This is a genomic window from Planococcus glaciei, from assembly GCF_900099655.1.
Taxonomy (GTDB): domain Bacteria; phylum Bacillota; class Bacilli; order Bacillales_A; family Planococcaceae; genus Planococcus; species Planococcus glaciei.
In genome coordinates this window covers 12258-32463 of sequence record NZ_FNDC01000014.1, presented here as the reverse complement: position 1 = coordinate 32463, position 20206 = coordinate 12258, and the positions used below count along the sequence as shown (strand labels likewise).

Below are 20206 nucleotides of genomic sequence, written 5' to 3'. Positions count from 1 at the left end.
CCCTCCTTACAGGTCTCAGAAATTTAAAGGCAACGCGATGTAGAATACACTTCCTTTGCCCACTTCGCTTTCTGCCCAAATCTCTCCTTTATGCGAAAGAATGATTTCTTTTGCGATGGCGAGCCCAAGGCCGCTGCCTTTGTACGTAGCCGAAGCATCCATTTTGAAGAAGCGGTCAAATATATGCGGCAGCACATCTTTGTCGATTCCGCTTCCGGTATCCGCCACTTTTATGATGACTTCACCGTCAAACTCTTCCAGATCCAGCACCGTGTCTTCTTTATCGTGGGTGAATACTTCAGCAGACACCGTAATTTTCCCATCGATGGATGATGTATGTTTGACAGCATTCCACAAAACATTGGAGAATACTTGATCAATCCGGTCCACATCGATAGACATTGCCATTTTGTCCTGCCAAGGCTCATGCTTTCCTTTTTGATGCTCAAAAATGCGTCCACTTTGCGTTACATCATACTCCATGCCCAGAACGAGGCGCTGGAGCCAGTCTCCTAATTTCACTTGTTCAAAGCGCAAAGTCATGTTGCCGGATTTGTATTTCGAAAGCTCAACCAAGTCTTCGGTCAGCCGTTCCAGCAACAGCAGTTTATTGTGGATCATATCCAAATACCTTGGATTTTTTTCATCAATCAAACTCTCTTTTACAGCTTGGATGTAGCTATGGATCAGCGTAATCGGTGTGCCGAGTTCATGGGAAATCGTGGAAAGCATCTCATTGCGGGATTTTTCGATTTCCTGAATTTCATCGTTGACCGTCACCAAGTTCATATTGGTGATTTCGAGCGCCATTGTCCGTTCTTTAATATTGCGCTCCAGGAAATAATTGATATTGGTGATTTCCTGAGTCAGGCTTCTTAAATTGGCCAGTGTCTCGACCCGTGCCATAAACTCTTCTTTGTCGCACGGTTTCACCAAATAGTCATTTGCCCCAGCAGTAAACGCATTGGTTTTATGCTCCAGGCCTTCCTCTTTCGACAGCATCAGGATCGGCAATTCTGTTAATGTGAACTTTTTCCGGATGCTTCGGCTGAGTTCGTCTCCGGACATATCCGCCAATTCCCATTCCAATATCACCATATCAATGGGCCGTTCTTCAAGCAGCTGCAATGCATCTTCCCCGCTGGTCACTCCAGCCACTTCATAGCCTTCACGCATCAGCTGATAGGTTACCATCTGGCGGTTTACGCCTTCCGGGTCAACTACCAGAATCCGTATCTGTTTTCGGTCGAATCTGCGCTGAGCCATGGTATGTGCCAATTCTTGCGATGACATTTCTTCTACAACCAGATTCTCGTTCGGTTCCGGTTCTTCCAATTCTTCTTTTACGTAGATCGGGAGCGTAAAACTGAAGATGGAACCGGTCCCCACTTTCGACTCAACTTCCACCCAGCCGCCCTGCAGTTCAACGAGCCGTTTGGATATATTCAAACCGATTCCCACACCCCGGGCTTCGCCATCATCGGCATCTTCCGGGCGATAAGGTTCAAAAAGCGAAGAAATCTTGTCTTCTTGTATCCCTTTGCCGGTATCGCGTACAGAAATTTTAATTTGTTTTCCTGTTTTTTGAGCGGAGACGACTATTTCTCCGGTTTGCGTATATTTCACGGCATTGCCGATCAAGTTGAAAAGGACTTGCTGCACCCGGTCCGGATCAGCAATGACAAGAGGCAAATTTTCGGAAATGGTATGATACAAGGCGACTTGTTTATCTTTGACAAGCGGCGCACACAACGTGATGACCGTTTCTGCCGTATCGGCTAATTGGACCGGTTCAACATGGATATCCAGCGTGTTTTGTTTGAGCTTTGAAAAATCAAGAATATCGTTGATCATATGCGCCAGTTTTTTCCCACTGGAAATGATGGTGCCCAGTTGATGGGACATCGCCGGGGAAATTCTGCCCGCCGACATTTCCTGCAAGGATTCCGCAATGCCGATCATGCCGTATAAAGGCGTCCGCAGATTATGGGAAGTCACAGCCAGCAGCTCATCTTTCCGTTCATTCGCATGTTTTAACGATTCCATTGCAAGCCGTTGCCGTTCAATCGCTTTTCTTTCCAGTTCGTATTTCTCCTGCCTTTTTACAGCAGCTTTATCAGCCAATGCCAACGCTATCAATAAAACGCCGAGGCATATTGTGATATACCCTGCATGATGCGACCTTCCGGTAAAAGGAATATTTCCTGCAAGGGTCAAAAATGAAATGGCCGTTCCAAAAAACAGTAAGAAGGCGGCAGCGGCAAAATAACGGGAATAGACAATTCCTTTTTGCACACTGAAGATGGCCATGGAAAAGATAAATGCCAGACTGCCGATGAGTAATGCCGGGATAAGCCAGCGCGCACCCTCATTTGAAAAAAGCAGCAGGGCAATTCCAGTTAAACTGGCGATGCTCAACAGTTGGAATATGCGCTTGGCTCTCGTCAAATGGCGGCGCACATCCAGAAAGTTTTCGGTAAACAGGAGCACAAAGATATTGGAGATGCCGGCAAGCAGCAATAAAAACTGCTCATTAAGCCACAGCAGATCCGGCCATATAAATGTCAGCGTCAACCCGGCCATTGAAGTAAAAGTAAAAATGAATGAAAATGCCAAGAACACGAAATACAAATAACTCAGTTGGCGGACTTTTATAAACTGCGCGAAATGGTAGAGCAACACAACAAACAGAATCCCGCTGACAATTCCAATAAACACTGTGGTTGTCCGGGCCTTTTCCTCAAACCGTTTTACCTCCCAGATAGATACCGGAATTTGAAGCGGCCCTTCTGATTCAACGCGCATATAATAGGTTTTTACCGCTCCTTCTTCCAGTTCCAAAGTGTAGACCAGGTTCCGGTGGTAAACTTCCCGTTCCTTCAGATCGCTGTTCCTTCCAAGTTCTTTCGCTGTATAAACCCCGTTGTCAGCCGGAGAGTACAAAGTTGCGCTGCTCAAGGATGGAGCGGCAACTTCAAGCAGCCAGGTTTTATCAGGCGATGCGTTCTGCACTTGGAAACGAAGCCAGTAAACAGTCTCCGTAAAGCCTTTATTTAATGTCCCTTCAATATTCGGCATGAATTGCATGTCCATAATAGGGCGGGTCATGTCTTCAATGGTGAAATCCCCTTGATCGTCTTCGAAAATATACAAACCATTTTCTATTTCCAAATGAGTCTGTGAATCGCTCAACTCCAGAATCTGTTCACTTTCAATGGGATGCAGCGGCTCATTTCCGCTGCCTGCCAGCATCAATAAAACCCAAAAGACAAAGAGGAATTTTATCGCCCAAGATATATTCTGATAAGTTGAAGACATATAGAAACACCTCTGTTCTTTAAAAATCGCTTTTGCTTTCCGTCGCCACATAAAAAAATAAAATTACCTTATGTATCCTTAAATACTATCATTAAATCCATTATTCAGAAAATTTGAATCTTATTGCTTACATATTATGTCTTTAAATTAGGTTGTTTGATTTATAAGAATCATACCATTTCTCACATAAAATGAAAACTTATTTCTTTCTGAAAATTCAATTAAAACTATTGACCTATTAGATTAAACCAATTAAGCTATAAAAAAGAAATAGATGATGTCCTTTGTCTTATATTCCAAATTAGGGCATTCGATGCCCTGAAAGAGGTGAAAAACATGTCCAAACAAAGCGGCGGCCGAAGAGCCAGAAAAAAAAGCCGTTGGGTCACCCGTTCGATGGCATTTCTCTTTCTTGCCGGGGTCGTATATTTGGTGATTCTTTTCCCCAAAGCTTCCAATACACTGGATGAAATCCATCAACCCATTGCAAGAGAGGCCTCCCCGATGCGAGAAGAAAAAGTAGTGCTGGAAGAAAAGAATCCCATTTCCGTTCTCCTGCTGGGCGTTGACGAACGCGAAGATGACCGTGGTCGTTCTGATACGATGATTGTTTTGACCATCAATCCGACTGACAATTCCACTAAAATGGTCAGCATACCGCGGGATACGTACACAGAAATCGTCGGACTTGATAAATTGGATAAAATCAACCACGCCTACGCCTTCGGCGGAATTGATATGTCGCTTGATACGACGGAAAAGCTGCTGGATATCCCTATTGATTATGTGGTGCAACTGAATATGGAAGGATTTAAAGACGTCATTGATGCTTTGGACGGCATTACCGTCGACAACGCCTTTGCCTTTGATGACTTCAAAAAAGGGGAATTGACCTTAACCGGCGACCAGGCTTTGGACTTTGTGCAGATGCGAAAACAGGATCCCAACGGCGACTTCGGCCGGCAGGACCGGCAAAAACAAGTTATCCAAAGCATTATGTCGGAAGCCGTTTCCGCCACGACCCTCTTCAACTATCCGAAAATTTTTGATGCTTTAGGCAACAATGTCAAAACCAATATGGAGTTCAGCGAGATGATCGACATCCAAAAAAATTACCGCAGCGCTTCAACCGATGTCGAACAGCTTGTTTTTGAAAAAGGCTACGGCGAAACCATCGGAGGAATTTGGTATTATATGATGGACCAAGAGGAATTATCTGTTGTCAAAGCAGAACTCAAGGGGCATTTGGGATTGAAATAGTGGAAAGCCAGCCGCTGCAACGTGCAGTGGCTGGCTTTTGCTTGGAGACAAAAGAATTTTTACACATGCTAGCTGAATAAATATCCGAGTGGAGAGATAATCCCGGATCCTCCGTTACAGCCGGACGCATTCCGCGGGCTCGCGCCGAACTAACTCGGAACTTGCGTCCCGAGTGGATTTCGGCACTTCGCTATCCCGCCGGAGTCGCCGGCTTTCACTTTGGCTCCTTAACGTGGAGCCTACCCAAAGGTGTCGCTTTTCTTCTACAACTAGATGGTTAAGCTTCGATTTGATGATTGTTCACTTTTAAATGAAAGTGACACGCCCAACCGGTCCGGCCACGGAGACTCCTGTGGGACCAGCGAAAGCTGAAGACCCCGCAGGAGCAGAGCGACGAGGAGGCTGAAGCTGAGCCCACGGAAAGCGAAGTGGCCGGTCCGGTTGGTTTTATGCATTTCTATTCATTTCATTTATACTTTGTCTACAGTCTGAAGCCAACCACTGCTGCAGTGGATGGCTTTTTTTGTATTCAATAGCTTTTCATTGTTCGACGATTCTTTCCGATACCGGTACTGCCAGCAATGCTTTCAGGTGTTCGTCGATTTGGCCATGGTAGCTGGGCCCTTCTCCGCCGAACAAGCCAAAGTGGCCGGCGAGGCTGCGGATGACTTTCAACTCACTGTTTGGAATCATTTGCTGTTCCCGCTCGCAATCAGTGGGCGGGAAGAACATGTCTGTATCAATCGGCATGACAAATACTTTAGCTTGGATGCGCCCAAGCGCTTCCGCTAAATTGCCGTCTGCCAACCGGCTGACATCGCCGCGCTGCCATTTCCACGCCATGGCGAGCAGCGCATTCGGATCCATCATCTGAAAGAAAGGCTCGAGAAATCCTTCAACCAGTTCTTCAGCAGACTCCACCCCGAACAAGCCCCATTTCTCCTGGTTGAAAAACTCCGGACAAAACCCCATGACCGCCCAAATATCCGCATGGCGTTTCAGCCCATCCGCGACTTCCGCGTTTGACCGGTATTCCCCAAGGTTCCAGCCTGGATCAGAAGTGATTGCGTCGATCAAAGTCTGGGTGAACAAAAAATCGTGGATGGTGTTTTTAGCGGTGCCCGCAATCGGTGCTGCTCGTTTGACCATTTCCGGATACCGGACTGCCCATTCATACGTTTGCTGTGCCCCCATCGAACCGCCGACTACAAGCGCCACTTCCTGTACGCTAAATAATTCCGTCACCAGCCGGTGCTGTGCCCGTACATCATCGCCGATCCGCACTTTCGGAAAACTTTGCATGCTGACGGGCGGCAGGCTATTATGGGGGGAACTCGATAATCCATTGCCAATCTGGTTAATGACAATGATGAAATATTCATCCGGATCGAGCGCTCTGCCTTTTCCTATGTAAGATTCGTAATCTTTGCTCGTCCCTGAAAACCACGTTGGCACAATAATGACATTGTCTTTTTTCTCGTTCAATTTTCCATGTGTTGCATAAGCCAGTTTGCAGTCGGGAATAATGCCTCCCTCTTCCAACTCAAAATTCCCCAAATTGAAAAGTTTATATGGGCCGTGCTTTTCCGGTGAATAAAAAGCATTTTCAATCATTACCTCTACCACCTTCCTGTTGTCTTTTGGCCAGAGAAAAGCGCGTTGTCTCTTATATCAAAATTTCCAGCCTTTGAATTTCATTATATAGCCTTTCAAATATTTGTAAATACTGAATTTTCTAATAAAAGTTCATAAAAAAACCGCCTATGCAGCAAGCATAAACGGGTGGAATCCTGCTATTTTTTTGGCGCCAGCTCTACCGCCTGGCGAAGCGCCTCCACTAAACTTTTTTCGTCTGCCTTGCCGGTTCCGGCAATATCGAATGCAGTTCCGTGATCGACGCTGGTCCGGATAATCGGCAGGCCGACGGTGATGTTAACCCCCGCTTCAAGCCCCAGCACTTTAACAGGTGCATGGCCCTGGTCATGGTACATCGCAACAACAATATCAAAATCTCCGCGGACCGTACGGAAAAACAGCGTATCTGCAGGCAGCGGCCCTTGGACGTCAATGCCTGCCGCTTTCGCTTTTTCTACCGCCGGAATCACTTTTTCTTCTTCTTCGCCGTACCCGAACAAACCGTTTTCCCCTGCATGCGGGTTGATTCCGCACACGGCGATTTTCGGGTTTTCGATCCCCGCTTTCGTCAAGGTGTCATGGGCCAATTGGATAACGTGCAGGACCCGTTCCGGTGTTATCATGTTGATGGCATCTATAATGCCGACATGCGTCGTTACATGAATCACTTTTAAATTCGGCGCAGACAGCATCATCGAGAAATCTTTGGTGCCGGTCAACTCGGCCAAAATTTCCGTATGGCCGGGATACATGTGGCCGCCTTTTTGAAGGGCTTCTTTATTCAATGGCGCTGTACAAATGGCATCAATTTCCTTCGCATTTGCCAGGCTGATCGCTTTGGCCAGGTATTGAAAAGCCGCGTTTCCCGCTTCCGGCGACACTTGGCCAACCGGCAAATCTTCAGAAAGCAAATTTAAATCCAGGCAATCGATGGTTTCCCTTTCAAATTTCGCTTCCGAAGGATGGCTGATGCGGTTGATGGATTTCGTGCTTCCTGTAAACCCTTTTGCCCGTTCCAGTATGGACGCATCGCCAATGACAAACGCCCGGCTTGATTCGTGCACAAGGTCATGTTCAAAGCTCTTCAGTATAATTTCCGGACCGACGCCTGCTGCGTCTCCCATCGTAATTCCGATAATCGGTTTAATTGTTTGCATGCAGTCCAGCTCCTTTTAAATAATCCACAGCGTTAACCAACGAATCGGGGCTGCCGAAACCGCCAGCTTTTGTAATCGCCATCATTTCTTTGCCACTCCATGTTACCATACCAAGCGGCATGCCCGGTTCCACTTCAAAAAGCAATTCCATATCCAGAATGCCAAGGGTGCCGCAAATGTCTTTTGCCGTATCGCCGCCTGTCATAATGAGCGCATCAATATCGGCCGCTCCCAACGCCGCCTGTACCAGATGCCCGAGCCCTTCCGAGATGCCTTTGCCTGTCCGGTTTGGTGTCCATCCATTATCCGCGGCCCATACACGAACCTTTTCCCGGTTCTCTTTTGTGCCGGCGACGTAGAGTACCGCACTGTCCCAGCTGCCGGCTTCCGTCAAAACTGAAAGTTCTGCTGCCGCCTGTGCCGGGTCCTTCAGCAATTGGAGCGGATTGATTTCAATTACTTTTGTTGCCGTTCTCGTTTTCAATTTCTGCAGCTGTTCCAAGGTTTTGGAAGACAGGCTCCCCGATACCACCAATACTTTTTCTGCAGGTCTTTGAAGCGACTGCAAAGGAGTGCTGCTTTTGGAGTGTTCGTTATATAAATGTTGGATCAGTCCAGCAGATCCTGCCCAACCGACGGCCAAGTCCAAATTGGAACCGAGCGCTGCCAATTTGCTGAAATCGGCTTCTTCTGCTGCATCGCAGACAATCCAGCGCACGCCTGATTCGACTTGTTCACGCACCCATGTTTCCGGGCTCCCCGACCATAAAAGGCTGCGAGTCAAAACCGCTGTTTTCATCTGGCCAGCAGCCAATAAATCGGGGATGTAGCTGTGCCGGACCGGTGTTTTCGGATCCTGGCCAAATTCGGTTTCCGCAACCGGAATTCCATTGACGTATAAAATTCCGTTTTCGACAGTCCTACCCATATCCAGGAAAGCCGGCGCAATGAAAAGAATATCCATTGCTGCCGCCTCCTGCACCGCTTTCAATTCTGCTGCTACGCTGCCTCGCATCGTTGAATCCACTTTTTTATAAAACTTTTTCACACCCCGCTTTTTTAAACGGGTTACTTCCTGCCAAACGGCTTGGTAAGCATCTTCCGCTCCCATAGCCCGGCTGTCGGTATCGACAATCCATACGTCTATTCCAGAATTCCCTTTATGCTCCAGTTCGCCCGTTTCCGCAAGGATGACTTTTGACTTCAAGCCTTTCTGCGCAAGCCTGACGCCGCTGTCATTCGCTCCTGTAAAATCATCTGAAATGATGCCAATTTGAGCTGTCATTGTCCGCACTCCTTCAAGCACCTTTTTTGATCAAGGCTCCATTATCAAACATAAATCCTTTTCGTTCTAACCGTTTTACTAAAAACGCAATGTACAAAGGCAGCAGAATTGCTGTTGTAACAGTTGAAGCGGCCACTTGCACCGTTGCGATATCCACCATTGAGACAAAACTGGCGTTGGCAGCTGCAATGGCTGCCGGCGTCGCTACTGCATTCCCGGCAGTCGATCCTTCTGCAGCGCCCACAATCGGATTCCATTTTAGCGCTTTGAAAATCATATATCCTGCTGTTCCCGTGATGAAAACCGTCATTAATCCAAGAGCAATTCCGCCAAGTCCGCCTTCGATGATGGCTTGAAAATCAATGCCCATCCCAAGTGCAAAAGCAAAGAACGGAATGAGCATAGCGCTCCCCTGATCGAGGAATGAACGCATGTCTTCATCCAAATTCCCTAAAATCATACCAATAATGATGGGCAGCAACACCGCGATAAACGTAATCGGCGAAAACAGCCCTTCAACAAATCCCATCGTCCCGAAAATAACCAATGCTACCATCGTTAAAAACGGTCCGTCATTTAATGCCAGCAATGAATAAGCTGCCCGGTCGTCTTTTCCGCCGTACTGGCCGACCAATGCCATGTATAAGCCGCCATTGCTGTTCGTCATTGCGGCGATAACTGCAATCGGAGCAATCCCGAGCCACAAGCCATTCTCGCCCGCAAACATGTAGGCAATCAGGCCGACTGCCGCTCCTACAACCCATTTTGTTGTCAATAAGGTTGCACCTTTCGCCAATGACACGCCGAACATTTTTACATTGATCTGCGCTCCGGTGCAGAGCAGGAATAGCGCGATGAGTGCATTGGCGCTATCGACAAACAAAGCTTCTGTAAATCCGCCGATTCTTAACAAATCCGGTGCTAAGGTATTGATTGTCGCAGCCAAAAGCAACGGGACAACCATCATTCCTCCAGGAATGCGTTCCAAGGTCTTTTTGATTTTCATTTTCTTTCCCTCTTTTCCTTTGAAATTGAATTGATTGAATTTTTTAATAAGAAAACGCTTTCAATAACACTATAAAAAATTCTGTATAAAAAAGCGACGATATATTTTGTTTTTTAGTTAAAAACAATAAATAGTTTAATATTGCAACACTTCAATGCAAAGAAACAGCGCAAACTTATTCTTTAAGTTTGCGCCATAAAGTGGCCCGATTTATGCCTAAGCGTTTAGCTGCTTTGGTTTGATTGAAACCTTCTTCGTGCAGCACCTGCTCTATTATTTTCCGCTCTATTTCTTTTAATGTTGTTGCCCCTTCAAAGAACAGCTCTTTGGACTTCTGCTGAGATTGAGCAGCTGACGGATTTTTCAACACGGTGCCTTTTTCGATGACATATTCTTTTTCTGCCAAAGCCAGCTTCTTGATATAAGCCTTCAGCTCGTTGACATCGCCATTCCAATGGTTCTTTTTCAATTCCTCCATAGCATCATCACGGACTTTAATCGGCCGGGTGCCTAGTGTCTGGTGAAATTCCGTAAGAAATTGATGAACCAACAGTTCGAGATCGCCTTGCCGGTCCGTTAAACTTGGCAGTGTAATCCGCACTGCTTCTTGCATGCCTAGAGAATCGATTAGATTCTGCGGCATTTCTTCTGCAGCCAAGATGACTTGGGTATTTTGGGCAGCCAGAACAGCTAATTGCTCTTTTATTTCCCGGGCAAAATCGCTAAGAGGGGCATTGGAGATTGTCACCAGTAAAGTGGTTACCTTCAATGCATGCAGCTCGCTAAATGATTTTTTCAACTCTTCAATCGGCAGAACAGCAAAATACCCCTGTTTCTGGTGGTAGGCATGCACATAACGGGCCAATGTTTCCTTCCCGCTCCCCGGTGCTCCTTCCAAAACAATAGGCGCTGTTGCCAGAAACGGCTCTTCAAGCAAGTGCCGGATGTTCTTCATGGCGGTACTTTCTGCTGCCAATGGAGGAAGCTGGTGAATTTTCTCGGCCAGCCCTCCATTCAATTCATGGGTGGAAGCGGACAACCGCTTGAAGAAGAAAGAAAAAAGAGTGGAGCTTCGGTCTTGCCATGAAGTTGCCCGAATACTGAAGGGGCGTTCCACTTCGGTGAAAATTTTCAACACCGGTAGATCTGAATCATTTACTTGCTGGATAAGGGCGTTGATTTCATTTGAAGTCAACGGCAGGCGTTCAATAGAACTCCAGTTTTCATATAAAACTTTTCCGGTTTCTATTGCCACAAAAAAATCCTGTTCCCGTTCGGCCAGCAAATGTTCAAATATTCGCAGCAACTGTTGGTTTTTCTGCTGGGTTTTATGCAGCCGCCGCGCTTCTTCAAGCGATTGGAGAATCGACTCGCGCCCCGATTGGATCAAAAGCCCGTTCATTCCAAGCTGTTGGGCTGCGTTGACCGTTACGACATCGCCAAGAATTCGGGTGTATCCTTCAGCTTTCAGCGCGCTTAATATAGGCTCTACATCCGAAGCTTCTGCCAAGGTTACCACTTTCAGATCAATTTCAAGCAAGCTGACGATGGAAGCAGCTCCAATAGTGATATTCGAAAAACCGACGAGTGCCTTTTTCTCCCCAAGATGTCCGCTGGCAAGCATGATGGACCGCAGCAAATCGTATCCGGACATATGGACATCGATGACCGGCAGCATCACAGCATCCCGTATTAATTTTGCTGTTCCGCCTCGGCTGATTAGCACATCCATCCCCTGCTGTTCCAGTTCTTTTGCCAAGGCAACCCCTTTTTCCAGGTTCCCTGTCACGGCAGTAATCAGTAAATCGTTCTGTCCCTTCTTCAGTTCCTCTAATACTGGAACCATCGCATCATATGGCGAAATAAAGCCTATGTTGATTTTCTTCATTACGACAGTCCTCCTTATCTGAGCTATCTATTGCCATTATAGCAACCATCGAAAGAGCTTAACAAAAAAGCAAACCGTTCCGGTGCAAAAGACAGCCGAATGGATTTCGGTTCCATCGGTTCTTCACCATGGTACTTTCACATTCGGTCCATCAATTTTAAGATAATTTTTTCCGGATTTTTTCACTTCATATAATGCACGGTCTGCATTTTTAAAAAGATTAGAAGCGTCGACTCCTTGAAATGGCGCTAGCGCAACGCCCATACTTGCTGCCACCTTTAAATTTATCCCTTTAACAAGCCATGGGTGTTCCAATGCTTCATGGATTTTATCAGCGGCCGCTCGAACTTTTTCTTCAGTATCGGCATCGAATAGCAGAATAACGAACTCATCTCCCCCTAAGCGTACAGCGATATCCGATTTGCCGATCGCATTAGACAATCGTTTGCTGAATTCCAGAATAACAGCATCCCCGGTTTCATGGCCCCACTCGTCATTGATTTTTTTGAAATCGTCCATATCCAGAACCATAAGGGCAAAAACGGTTCCAGCATCTATTTCTGCAGTCAGCCGCTCCGAAAGCATTCGCCGGTTGGGGAGACCTGTCAAAGAATCATGATAGGCAAAATACTCAAGTTCTCTTTCCCGCTGCCTTTGCTGGGTAACATCCCGCAAAATGAGGACTTTGTGGATAAATTGATTTTGATCATCAAAAACGGGAGTGCCGTGCAATTCCGACCAAATCCAGCCTTTCGTTTGATGAAGGACGCGCAATCGTACTTTACACGCCTTTCCGCTTGATACCGACTGTTCGAATTCCGCTTCCAGCCTTGCCAAATCATTCGGATGGATAAACGAAAAGAGCCGCATGCGGATTGCTTCATCCGGAAGAAAGCCGTAAACCGTCTTGCACGAAGGTGAAACATATAGGCATTCGCCTAATTCATTGAGCAGGACGATTACGTCTTGGGCATTTTCGGCAATAATGCGGAACCGTTCTTCACTGCCGGCATACTTGCTCGCCAATTTATCCAGTTCAGTCATGTCTTTCAAAATTGCATAATAGCCGGTAGTTTGTCCGTTGATCTTAATTGCAATCATTTTCATCAAACAGCCGATTTGCTTGCCCGACACATGCACCAAATGAATGCGGAAATCGTCCGGCGCATCACTCCGTGCCTTCTCCAAATAATCGGCCACCTGGACCCGGTTATCAACAGCCAGGTAATCTGCTAAATCCGTTCCAATCAAATCACTCATTTTATACCCGCTTATTTTTTCAACAGCAAGGTTGCCAGTTCGGATTCGCCCTGCCGTGTCGACGGTAAAAATGGCATCCCCGTTCTTTTCAAATAGGGAACGGTACCGCGAAGTCCCTTCTTCGAGCTGCTTCCAGGCTTTGTTTTTTTCGGCTTCTTCCATCTTTTCTTTTGTAATATCTTTTACGACGCTGACAACATACGTATATTTCTTCGCTTCATTTACAATAGCGGTCATTCGTGTGGAAGACCAGCGCTTTTCTCCGCCAGCTGTGTAATAATCGTCTTTAAACCAAACAGCTTCCCGGCTCTCTAAAGCTTCGGCATAAAGCGTTTCTAAATGAGCCGCTTTTTTCTCACCATGTACTTCACGCAGCGTTTTCCCCAATGCGCTTTCATCCAACCCTGTATTTTCCATCGCTGTTTTGCTAATGAACTCGTAAGTGATAGAGGACATATTACCTATTTTCACAATAAACACCATTTCTTGTATTCCATCCATCACTATTTGGGCAAAAGGAATAGCCTCAAAATCTGCGTTCATACTAACTGCCTCCTGTTGTTTTAACGAAAATACATGGTGATTTAACCATCCACAATCTATTTTCAACTTTTATTTTCATCACATAATCACTATAGTAAATAATATACACTTATTTTCCTTTTAAAAGGAAATATATATAATATAATTTGCTGATTTTTTAATGTTATGGACAGCAGTAAAGCGAATTTCTTTTCCAAAGTTCTCTTTCTGTTAAGGCATGCATTCCTTCTATATAATGAAATTAAAAAGAGGTGGCATTCATGTGCTTGATTAATTTTCAATACAAGGACCATCCGAAATACAAATTGGTTGTAGCAGCCAACCGGGATGAATTTTACCAGCGCCCCACTGCACCTGCCCAGTTTTGGGAAGACGAACCTGGCATACTCGCCGGCCGTGACCTGATGCAAATGGGAACATGGCTGGGGGTCGCAAAAAATGGCCGGTTTGCTGCCCTGACCAATTTCCGTGATCCGTCTTTGCCGGAAGTTAATAAAATCTCGCGCGGCGCCATCGTCCGGGATTTTTTATCGGCCGGCATCGAAGCTCAGCAGTTTCTGGAATCCCTTAACCCCGAAGATTATACAGGGTTTAATATTATCGCAGGCGATGCGGATCACTTGTATTATTACAATAACATTGAAAACCGTCTGGCCGAAGTCGAACCCGGCCTTCACGGACTCAGCAACCACTTGCTCGATACCCCTTGGCCAAAAGTTATTAAAGGCAAAAACTATTTGGAACGGTACTTATCCGAACAAGACCGTGTCGATCCAGAAGACTTATTCCGCTTTCTGGCTGACAGCGAACAGGCGCCCGATTCTACATTGCCCCAGACCGGAGTCGGCCTTGAATTCGAACGGATGCTGTCTTCGATGTTCATCAAAACCCCTGAATACGGAACCCGTTCAGCGACGGTAGTCCTCATTGACTACGACAACCATGTGACGTTTGCTGAAAGGATTTACGACAAAGGCGAATTCAAAGAGCAGAATGTATTTGAGTTTGATGTCGAATAAGGGTTCAGAAAAGCCATTCGCTTTGCGAATGGCTTTAATTCACATGATAAAATTGTCTGTAAATATCTTGGCAGCTTGCTTTTGTCTTTGGTTTCCAGCAGCTGTCAAAGCACTCCTAGCGTTATTCAAACGACACCGACATGCTTTCCAGCAAGCGCTGGTATTCCGGATATTCCTTGTTCCATTCTTCTTCGCGGGCAATTTCTGTTCCTTCAAGAAGCGCTTCAATAACATCCAGGCAGACGTGCCATCCGGCCAAATCTTTTGCTGTATGGGGAACAATTTTACTGATGGTTTCCACCAGTTCAAGCCGTGTCCCCCCGTGGTCGGGTGTCAGTTCAAAGTGGACCTGGTCCTCTCCCCATTCAAACGCAAGCTTTTGGCCTTCTTCGTAATCGAGAATGGCTATATTCTCATACTTCCCATTCCCCATATTGAACTTGATATTGCCGCCTTTTCGAAGGTCCTCAATCGTCAATTCCGAAAACCATTGCTGAAGTTTCGGATTCTCTGTTAACATGGCCCACACTTTTTCTTGGTCTTGGGCAAACTTGCGCACAAATGTCGCTTTGTAGCCTGATTCTGCTTTTATAACTTCCGCTCTCAAAGTCATCCCTCCCGGTACTTGTTGTTTTCCATTATACATCAGCTGTCCGGCGCTTATCTTCTTTAAAACTTCCTGCACTTTTTATGAAAATCGACCGCTAACCCTTCCCCAAAAGGGGTATAGACTCCTTAAGGAGTTGAAGAATATGAGACTAGGCTATGCATGCATGAACACTGAGCTGAAAACCGTTTTTAGAACTTTGCGCCTTGCTACGGTTGAAGCGGAAGGTACAGCAAAAATCAAAGAATTGACTTTAAAGAATATGCAGACAACCTTGGAAATAATTCAATGGAATATAGAAAACAATATTTTTTTCTACCGGGCTTCAAGTTCGATGATTCCATTATCGACCCACCCCGTCAACGACTGGATCTGGTGGGAAGACCCGGACTTCCTGGCCATTGCAGAACAAATCCGTTTATTGGTCGAAGCATCACAAATGCGCGTTTCCATGCACCCGGGACAATACACGGTACTCAATTCACCAAAACCGGAAGTGGTTAAAAAATCCATTGAAGATCTGGAATACCACGACCGGCTGATCCAGCTGCTCGGTGGAAACGACTTGATTTTGCACACCGGCGGAGCATACGGAGACAAGGAAAGCGCAAAAGCCCGCTTTGCAGAAAATTACCTGAACCTCTCCAACAGCATCAAACGGCGGCTGCGGCTCGAAAATGACGATAAAACATTTACGGTCCGCGACGTACTCGATGTCAGCAAAATGTGCGGCGTTCCGGTCTGCTTTGATATTCATCACCATAATTGCAACAATGATGGGAAGCCTGTAGACTTTGCCGAGATTTTAGCGACTTGGGAAGGCTTCGGCATACCCAAAATCCATATCAGCACAGGCAAGGAAGGCTTCACCGACCTGCGCCACCATGAACTGGTATCGGAAGCCGACTTTAACGAACTCCTTTTGCTGCTCGGCGATACGGATGCAGATATTATGTTCGAAGCAAAATTGAAAGAACAGGCGGTCCTGCCTTTTGTAAAACAGTTGGCGCAAAAATAAAACAAAACGGCTGCCTTTTTGGCAGCCGTTTTGTTATTTATCAAACTAATGGAAAGCTCAACGTGAACGAAGTGCCTTTTCCTTTTTCTGAACTTACCTGGATCTCCCCGCCCATTTGGCGGATGATGCTGTAAGTTACCATCATGCCTAGGCCGGTGCCTTTTGATTTGGTTGAAAAGTACGGTTCGCCGAGGCGCTGGATTTCTTCTTTTGTCATACCGTTTCCAGCGTCGTTCACTTTAATTGAAACTTCGTTTTTCCTTTCTTTGATGGCAACATCCAAAGTTCCCCCGTCCGGCATCGCTTCAATGCCATTGCGTATAATATTGATCAATGCCTGATGAAGTTTTTGCTTGTCAGCCAGAATCTTGGCACTTCCATGAAATTCAGCCAGGCGAATTTCCACCTTTCCCCAATGCGCATAAGGTTTCATGATTTTAAGGACTTGCTCCACCTCGGACTCCACCTTCAAAACTTCCAACTGTTTTTGGACGGGTTTGGCAAATAACAGGTAATCATTAATTAATTGGTCTGCCGCTTCTATTTCCTCCAGCATCGTCCCTTGAAATTCCAGCCGCTTTTCCCGGCTGTACTCTTGCTCCTGCATCAGCTGCAGAAACCCCTTCACACTCTGAAGCGGATTTCTGAGTTCATGGGAAACGGAAGCTGCAAAATGGCTGACGGTTTCAAGTTTCTCATGCTTCATTAACGAGTTCAGCATATACTCCTGACGCAAAATATGCTCGATCAACAAGGCAGCGAGTGCAGTAATTGCTCCTTGGTTCAGCATCAGCAACAGCCAAATATCAATCAAATCGTGAATGGGGTCGCCAAATAAAAAATAGCCGGCTATCAAATTAAAGAAAAACGATAAAAAAGTGATAAAGAAGACAAATCCTACTTTTCCTGCACGATTGATGCGCATGTAGAAAGGGCGCAGCAATGGCACACCCATTGCAAGGAGCAGCTGATTCAGTATGGCGATGTACATACCATCCCCGCCTATCACCATGCGGCCCAATGCTGAAACGATAAAAAGAATCGCACTTACAAGAGGCCCTCCGTAAAGGGCTCCGACAATCATCGGTACTTGCCGCAGATCAAATATATAGTCATCGGTCAAAAACTGATACGGAAAAAACATGCAAAGAAGGATGGAAACAGAGAACAACACGGTCAACGTTACGCGATGGCTGACAAAAAAGTTTCGTTTGCCTGCCGGTGCAAACATTTGATATAAAACTATCGGAAAGATGATAAAAAAGATATTGTTGATCATCCCCGTCATCATTTGAAACACGGTGTCTCCTCCCTTCTTTCAAGTTATAAGAAGTTCATTATACCGCCATAAAAAGCTCTGTACCACTCCCCATACCGATTTAGTGGCTATTTTGCTTAATTGTGCCGCTTGCCATATTTGCTTTTACTTTTTTCAATACCCGTTCTCGGCGCTTTTTCATCCCTGCCAGCGAAAGCCCTGACGATACAGCCAAATCATTAAGGCTTTTCCCTTTTACAAACAAATCGTCGAGCAAGGCATATTCCGTTTCTGAAATCATTCGGGCATCCAGCCATTCCGGCAATCCTTCTTCAATGCGGTCATCGCTGATCCATTCAAACGCTTCGTTTTCAGTTACCGCAAAACGGCTGGAAAATCGGGATTCTTTTTTTAATTCATCAAGCATGGCACCCTGAATGCTGCGAAAAGCAAACGGCGTAAAATTCCCTTTGGATTCATCAAACCGCTGGCACGCTTGCCAAAGTGCTATTCTGCCAACTTGCCGAAAAGCATCGTAATCACGGTAAATATGAAGTTTCCGGATAATGGCTGAAATCATGGGTGAATATTGAACCAACGCTTCGTCGAAATTCTTCACTTCTTTTTCCTTCTGAACGTTCCTGTTATTCCCGGGTAACGACAGCATATTAAAAGAGCAGAAGTTCTTCCAATCACCATACGTGCCAATAGATATATAAAAATCTCTTTTAGTGCGTCTTATACATTACGTTTGATTCATATAAATGTAAATAATAATCCTTTTTTCAGAAAATTATGTTGATTCCTTACATACCCAGTGGTATTATTTTCTAGTATACTGAAAGGGGAGTTTTTGTTGGGGAAATACGAAGAGAATTTTATTAATCGATCCACCTTATTCTTGATGTCTTCATTTGAAACAGAGCGCAAAACAAAAGTAGTCACAAAGCACGGAGAGTTCTATTCACAGCTCCCCGCTTTGCAACTGCTTGATCATGCCTGTATGCTTTATGCCTCCACCTATGATGGCCGGGTAAAAGCAAATCGACACAACTTGAAACAGCACAAAAAGACACCCATCCTTATTTCAACGGACGGTGTAGCGGCATTCCCGATAAAATCACCAACACATCCGGAATGCGCATGGATCTTCAATCATGATTACCGGACGGAGTTTCTGTCTCCCACCCGGACCCGCATCATCTTTGAACAACATAAGGTGTCTGTCGAACTGGATGTCTCCATCCATACAATGGAAAAACAACGCTCTCGCATGTACGAAATGCTTTATTATTATATGAAAATCCGGGACAGGCACAATACATAGTCCAGGAATCATGCCTGCTCAACAAAAAAGGCACCTCATTGTGAATTGGCCCGCGCATCCAATTCAGAGAGAGGTGTCTTTCTTATCAGGCAGCGTCATCCTGCATCAGCAGAAATGCAATTTCAATTTGCCATTTATGCAGATCCGGCTCAAGCTCAGGATCAGTCAAGTAATATTCAAAGCGCCCATTCCATATTTCGTCATCCGCTTCCCAGCGTTTATCAATATCCAGTTCTTCTTTTTTCGTCCATTCTTCCAATTGCTTCAGTGAAATTTCCAACTGATCCGGATGGCCTTGATGGACAGCAATTGCATACGACCCGCCCGGGATAAAACTGGCGATCACCCGCTCATCTCCTGCCACCATCCGCTCAATCGGCACACCGACTTCCAGGCTGAATTCGGCATCCTCACTTCCAATGCACCAGTACCGGTAAAATGGCTCACCAGACGGTTCAATGTCTTTTTTATTCAGCCAATCGTATATTTCCGGGAGCAAAACTGTCGTCTGCGCCCAATCCTTCAGTGTCACTTGGATTGGAATTGCTACATAAGGCTGTTCGGTCCGCAATTCAACCGTAGGTTCGTTGATGTACTCATACCTCATTCTACCCATCCTTTCTCCTGCAGAAAAACTTCCTCTTCCTTTATGTATTCCATGAAAAAAGAAAAATGCCTGCCACAATATTGACAAATAATCTGGAGCGGGATAAATTGACAGCGCTTTGCCGAAAACTATATTCTGATAGTACTGACCAACCGGTCACTGTTCCTGACCAACCGGTTACAAGGAGGGATTTTTTGGACAAAAAAAAGGAATTGATGAATCACGCGATTCACTTTTTCTCTTTAAAAGGATTTCATCAAACTTCGGTGCAGGAAATTGCCCAAGCCGGAGGGATTTCAAAAGGAGCATTCTATAAACATTTTGATTCCAAAGAGACTCTCTTTATGGACATCCTGTCGCGCTATAACGAAGAATTGAATGCGGATCTCTCTTCCCCTTATTTGGAAGAAGGATTAGATGAAAAGCAAATTTTTATCCGGAAATTAGAAATGGAAATCGAACGTACAGTGACCAACAAGGAATTCTTTTTAATGGTTTTTAAAGATTTTCCGAAAGACAGCAATGCTCAATTGGAAAAACTGTTTTATGAACTGCGCTCTTCTCAGCTGACTGTACATAAGAACAACCTGCTGGAAGCTTACGGCGAGAAAGCCCAGCCGTTCATTTATGATCTGGTCACCATCCTGGAAGGCATCAAGCGGGAATATTTCTTCAATCTGATTTTTCTGGACAGGCAAGTGGATGCCAAAAAACTGGCCGGTTTTATTGCATCAAGCATAGATGCCATTGTCAGCCAGTTGGGAGAAATGGAGCCTGTTTTGACAGATTTGCCATCACCGCTCAGCCCGCTTGAAGAAAATTTTCTGAACGTCGAAGAAAAAATCCGGATGTCTGCGCCAAATAAAGACAAATTGCTTTCTACGCTGCAGCTTCTGAGAGAAGAGACGGCCAAGGACACGCCGCAGCAATTCCTGATCGAAGCCTTATGGCTGTATTTATCGCAAGAACCACAAATAGAAAAAGAACTTCTTCACTTAAAGAAATTCTTATAAAGGAG

At 45.6% G+C, this 20206-nt stretch carries 16 protein-coding genes; 5 read left to right on the top strand and 11 right to left on the bottom strand.

The features are described 5' to 3' along the window. Positions 1 to 15: 15 nt before the first annotated feature. Positions 16 to 3318: an ATP-binding protein gene (locus tag BLQ32_RS15580; RefSeq protein ID WP_074511031.1), complete on the bottom strand. Its 3303-nt coding sequence runs from the start codon at positions 3316 to 3318 to the stop codon at positions 16 to 18. A 336-nt stretch (positions 3319 to 3654) separates the two neighbouring features. On the opposite strand from BLQ32_RS15580, the gene BLQ32_RS15575 reads away from it, so the two are divergent. Beyond that, the gene (locus BLQ32_RS15575) at positions 3655 to 4578 is read left to right on the top strand and encodes an LCP family glycopolymer transferase (RefSeq protein ID WP_074511030.1); all 924 of its coding nucleotides are present in this window, start codon (positions 3655 to 3657) and stop codon (positions 4576 to 4578) included. Positions 4579 to 5118: 540 nt separating this feature from the next. On the opposite strand, the gene BLQ32_RS15570 is transcribed toward BLQ32_RS15575, so the two are convergent. The 6 genes from BLQ32_RS15570 to BLQ32_RS15545 all read right to left on the bottom strand — a co-directional run bounded on the left by BLQ32_RS15570 (position 5119) and on the right by BLQ32_RS15545 (position 13352). Further along, positions 5119 to 6192 (bottom strand): alpha/beta fold hydrolase, encoded by a 1074-nt coding sequence (locus BLQ32_RS15570; protein WP_074511029.1) that lies wholly within the window; start codon positions 6190 to 6192, stop codon positions 5119 to 5121. Positions 6193 to 6371: 179 nt separating this feature from the next. Further along, positions 6372 to 7370 (bottom strand): 4-hydroxythreonine-4-phosphate dehydrogenase PdxA, encoded by a 999-nt coding sequence (gene pdxA / locus BLQ32_RS15565; RefSeq protein WP_036810408.1) that lies wholly within the window; start codon positions 7368 to 7370, stop codon positions 6372 to 6374. After that, the gene (locus BLQ32_RS15560) at positions 7357 to 8655 is read right to left on the bottom strand and encodes a four-carbon acid sugar kinase family protein (protein WP_074511028.1); all 1299 of its coding nucleotides are present in this window, start codon (positions 8653 to 8655) and stop codon (positions 7357 to 7359) included. The genes pdxA and BLQ32_RS15560 overlap by 14 nt, the downstream gene beginning before the upstream one ends. A gap of 13 nt (positions 8656 to 8668) precedes the next feature. Beyond that, on the bottom strand, positions 8669 to 9661 hold the full coding sequence (locus BLQ32_RS15555) for a 2-keto-3-deoxygluconate permease (protein ID WP_074511027.1): 993 nt from the start codon (positions 9659 to 9661) through the stop codon (positions 8669 to 8671). A 175-nt stretch (positions 9662 to 9836) separates the two neighbouring features. After that, positions 9837 to 11549: a sigma-54-dependent transcriptional regulator gene (locus tag BLQ32_RS15550; RefSeq protein WP_074511026.1), complete on the bottom strand. Its 1713-nt coding sequence runs from the start codon at positions 11547 to 11549 to the stop codon at positions 9837 to 9839. Between the two features lie 123 nt (positions 11550 to 11672). After that, the gene (locus tag BLQ32_RS15545) at positions 11673 to 13352 is read right to left on the bottom strand and encodes a sensor domain-containing protein (protein WP_074511025.1); all 1680 of its coding nucleotides are present in this window, start codon (positions 13350 to 13352) and stop codon (positions 11673 to 11675) included. A 260-nt stretch (positions 13353 to 13612) separates the two neighbouring features. Between BLQ32_RS15545 and BLQ32_RS15540 the strand changes: the two genes are divergently transcribed. Next, positions 13613 to 14371 (top strand): NRDE family protein, encoded by a 759-nt coding sequence (locus BLQ32_RS15540; RefSeq protein ID WP_074511024.1) that lies wholly within the window; start codon positions 13613 to 13615, stop codon positions 14369 to 14371. 121 nt (positions 14372 to 14492) lie between these two features. Here BLQ32_RS15540 and BLQ32_RS15535 read toward each other — a convergent pair whose 3' ends face one another. Next, positions 14493 to 14978 carry an SRPBCC family protein gene (locus BLQ32_RS15535; protein ID WP_074511023.1) on the bottom strand — a complete coding sequence of 162 codons (486 nt, stop codon included), beginning with the start codon at positions 14976 to 14978 and terminating at the stop codon, positions 14493 to 14495. 145 nt (positions 14979 to 15123) lie between these two features. Here BLQ32_RS15535 and uvsE point away from each other — a divergent pair, with 145 nt between their 5' ends. Continuing rightward, positions 15124 to 15996 carry a UV DNA damage repair endonuclease UvsE gene (uvsE, locus tag BLQ32_RS15530; RefSeq protein ID WP_036810397.1) on the top strand — a complete coding sequence of 291 codons (873 nt, stop codon included), beginning with the start codon at positions 15124 to 15126 and terminating at the stop codon, positions 15994 to 15996. 40 nt (positions 15997 to 16036) lie between these two features. Here the strand turns inward: uvsE and BLQ32_RS15525 are convergent, their stop codons facing one another. After that, on the bottom strand, positions 16037 to 17287 hold the full coding sequence (locus tag BLQ32_RS15525; protein WP_074511096.1) for an ATP-binding protein: 1251 nt from the start codon (positions 17285 to 17287) through the stop codon (positions 16037 to 16039). Between the two features lie 88 nt (positions 17288 to 17375). Continuing rightward, positions 17376 to 17873, bottom strand: coding sequence for a sigma-70 family RNA polymerase sigma factor (locus tag BLQ32_RS15520; RefSeq protein WP_074511022.1), 498 nt, complete (start codon positions 17871 to 17873; stop codon positions 17376 to 17378). A 237-nt stretch (positions 17874 to 18110) separates the two neighbouring features. Between BLQ32_RS15520 and BLQ32_RS15515 the strand changes: the two genes are divergently transcribed. Then, positions 18111 to 18581, top strand: coding sequence for a competence protein ComK (locus tag BLQ32_RS15515; protein ID WP_036810393.1), 471 nt, complete (start codon positions 18111 to 18113; stop codon positions 18579 to 18581). Between the two features lie 85 nt (positions 18582 to 18666). Here BLQ32_RS15515 and BLQ32_RS15510 read toward each other — a convergent pair whose 3' ends face one another. After that, positions 18667 to 19188, bottom strand: coding sequence for a GyrI-like domain-containing protein (locus BLQ32_RS15510; protein WP_053165695.1), 522 nt, complete (start codon positions 19186 to 19188; stop codon positions 18667 to 18669). Positions 19189 to 19382: 194 nt separating this feature from the next. On the opposite strand from BLQ32_RS15510, the gene BLQ32_RS15505 reads away from it, so the two are divergent. Continuing rightward, the gene (locus BLQ32_RS15505; protein WP_036810386.1) at positions 19383 to 20201 is read left to right on the top strand and encodes a TetR/AcrR family transcriptional regulator; all 819 of its coding nucleotides are present in this window, start codon (positions 19383 to 19385) and stop codon (positions 20199 to 20201) included. The last annotated feature ends 5 nt before the right edge of the window (positions 20202 to 20206 follow it).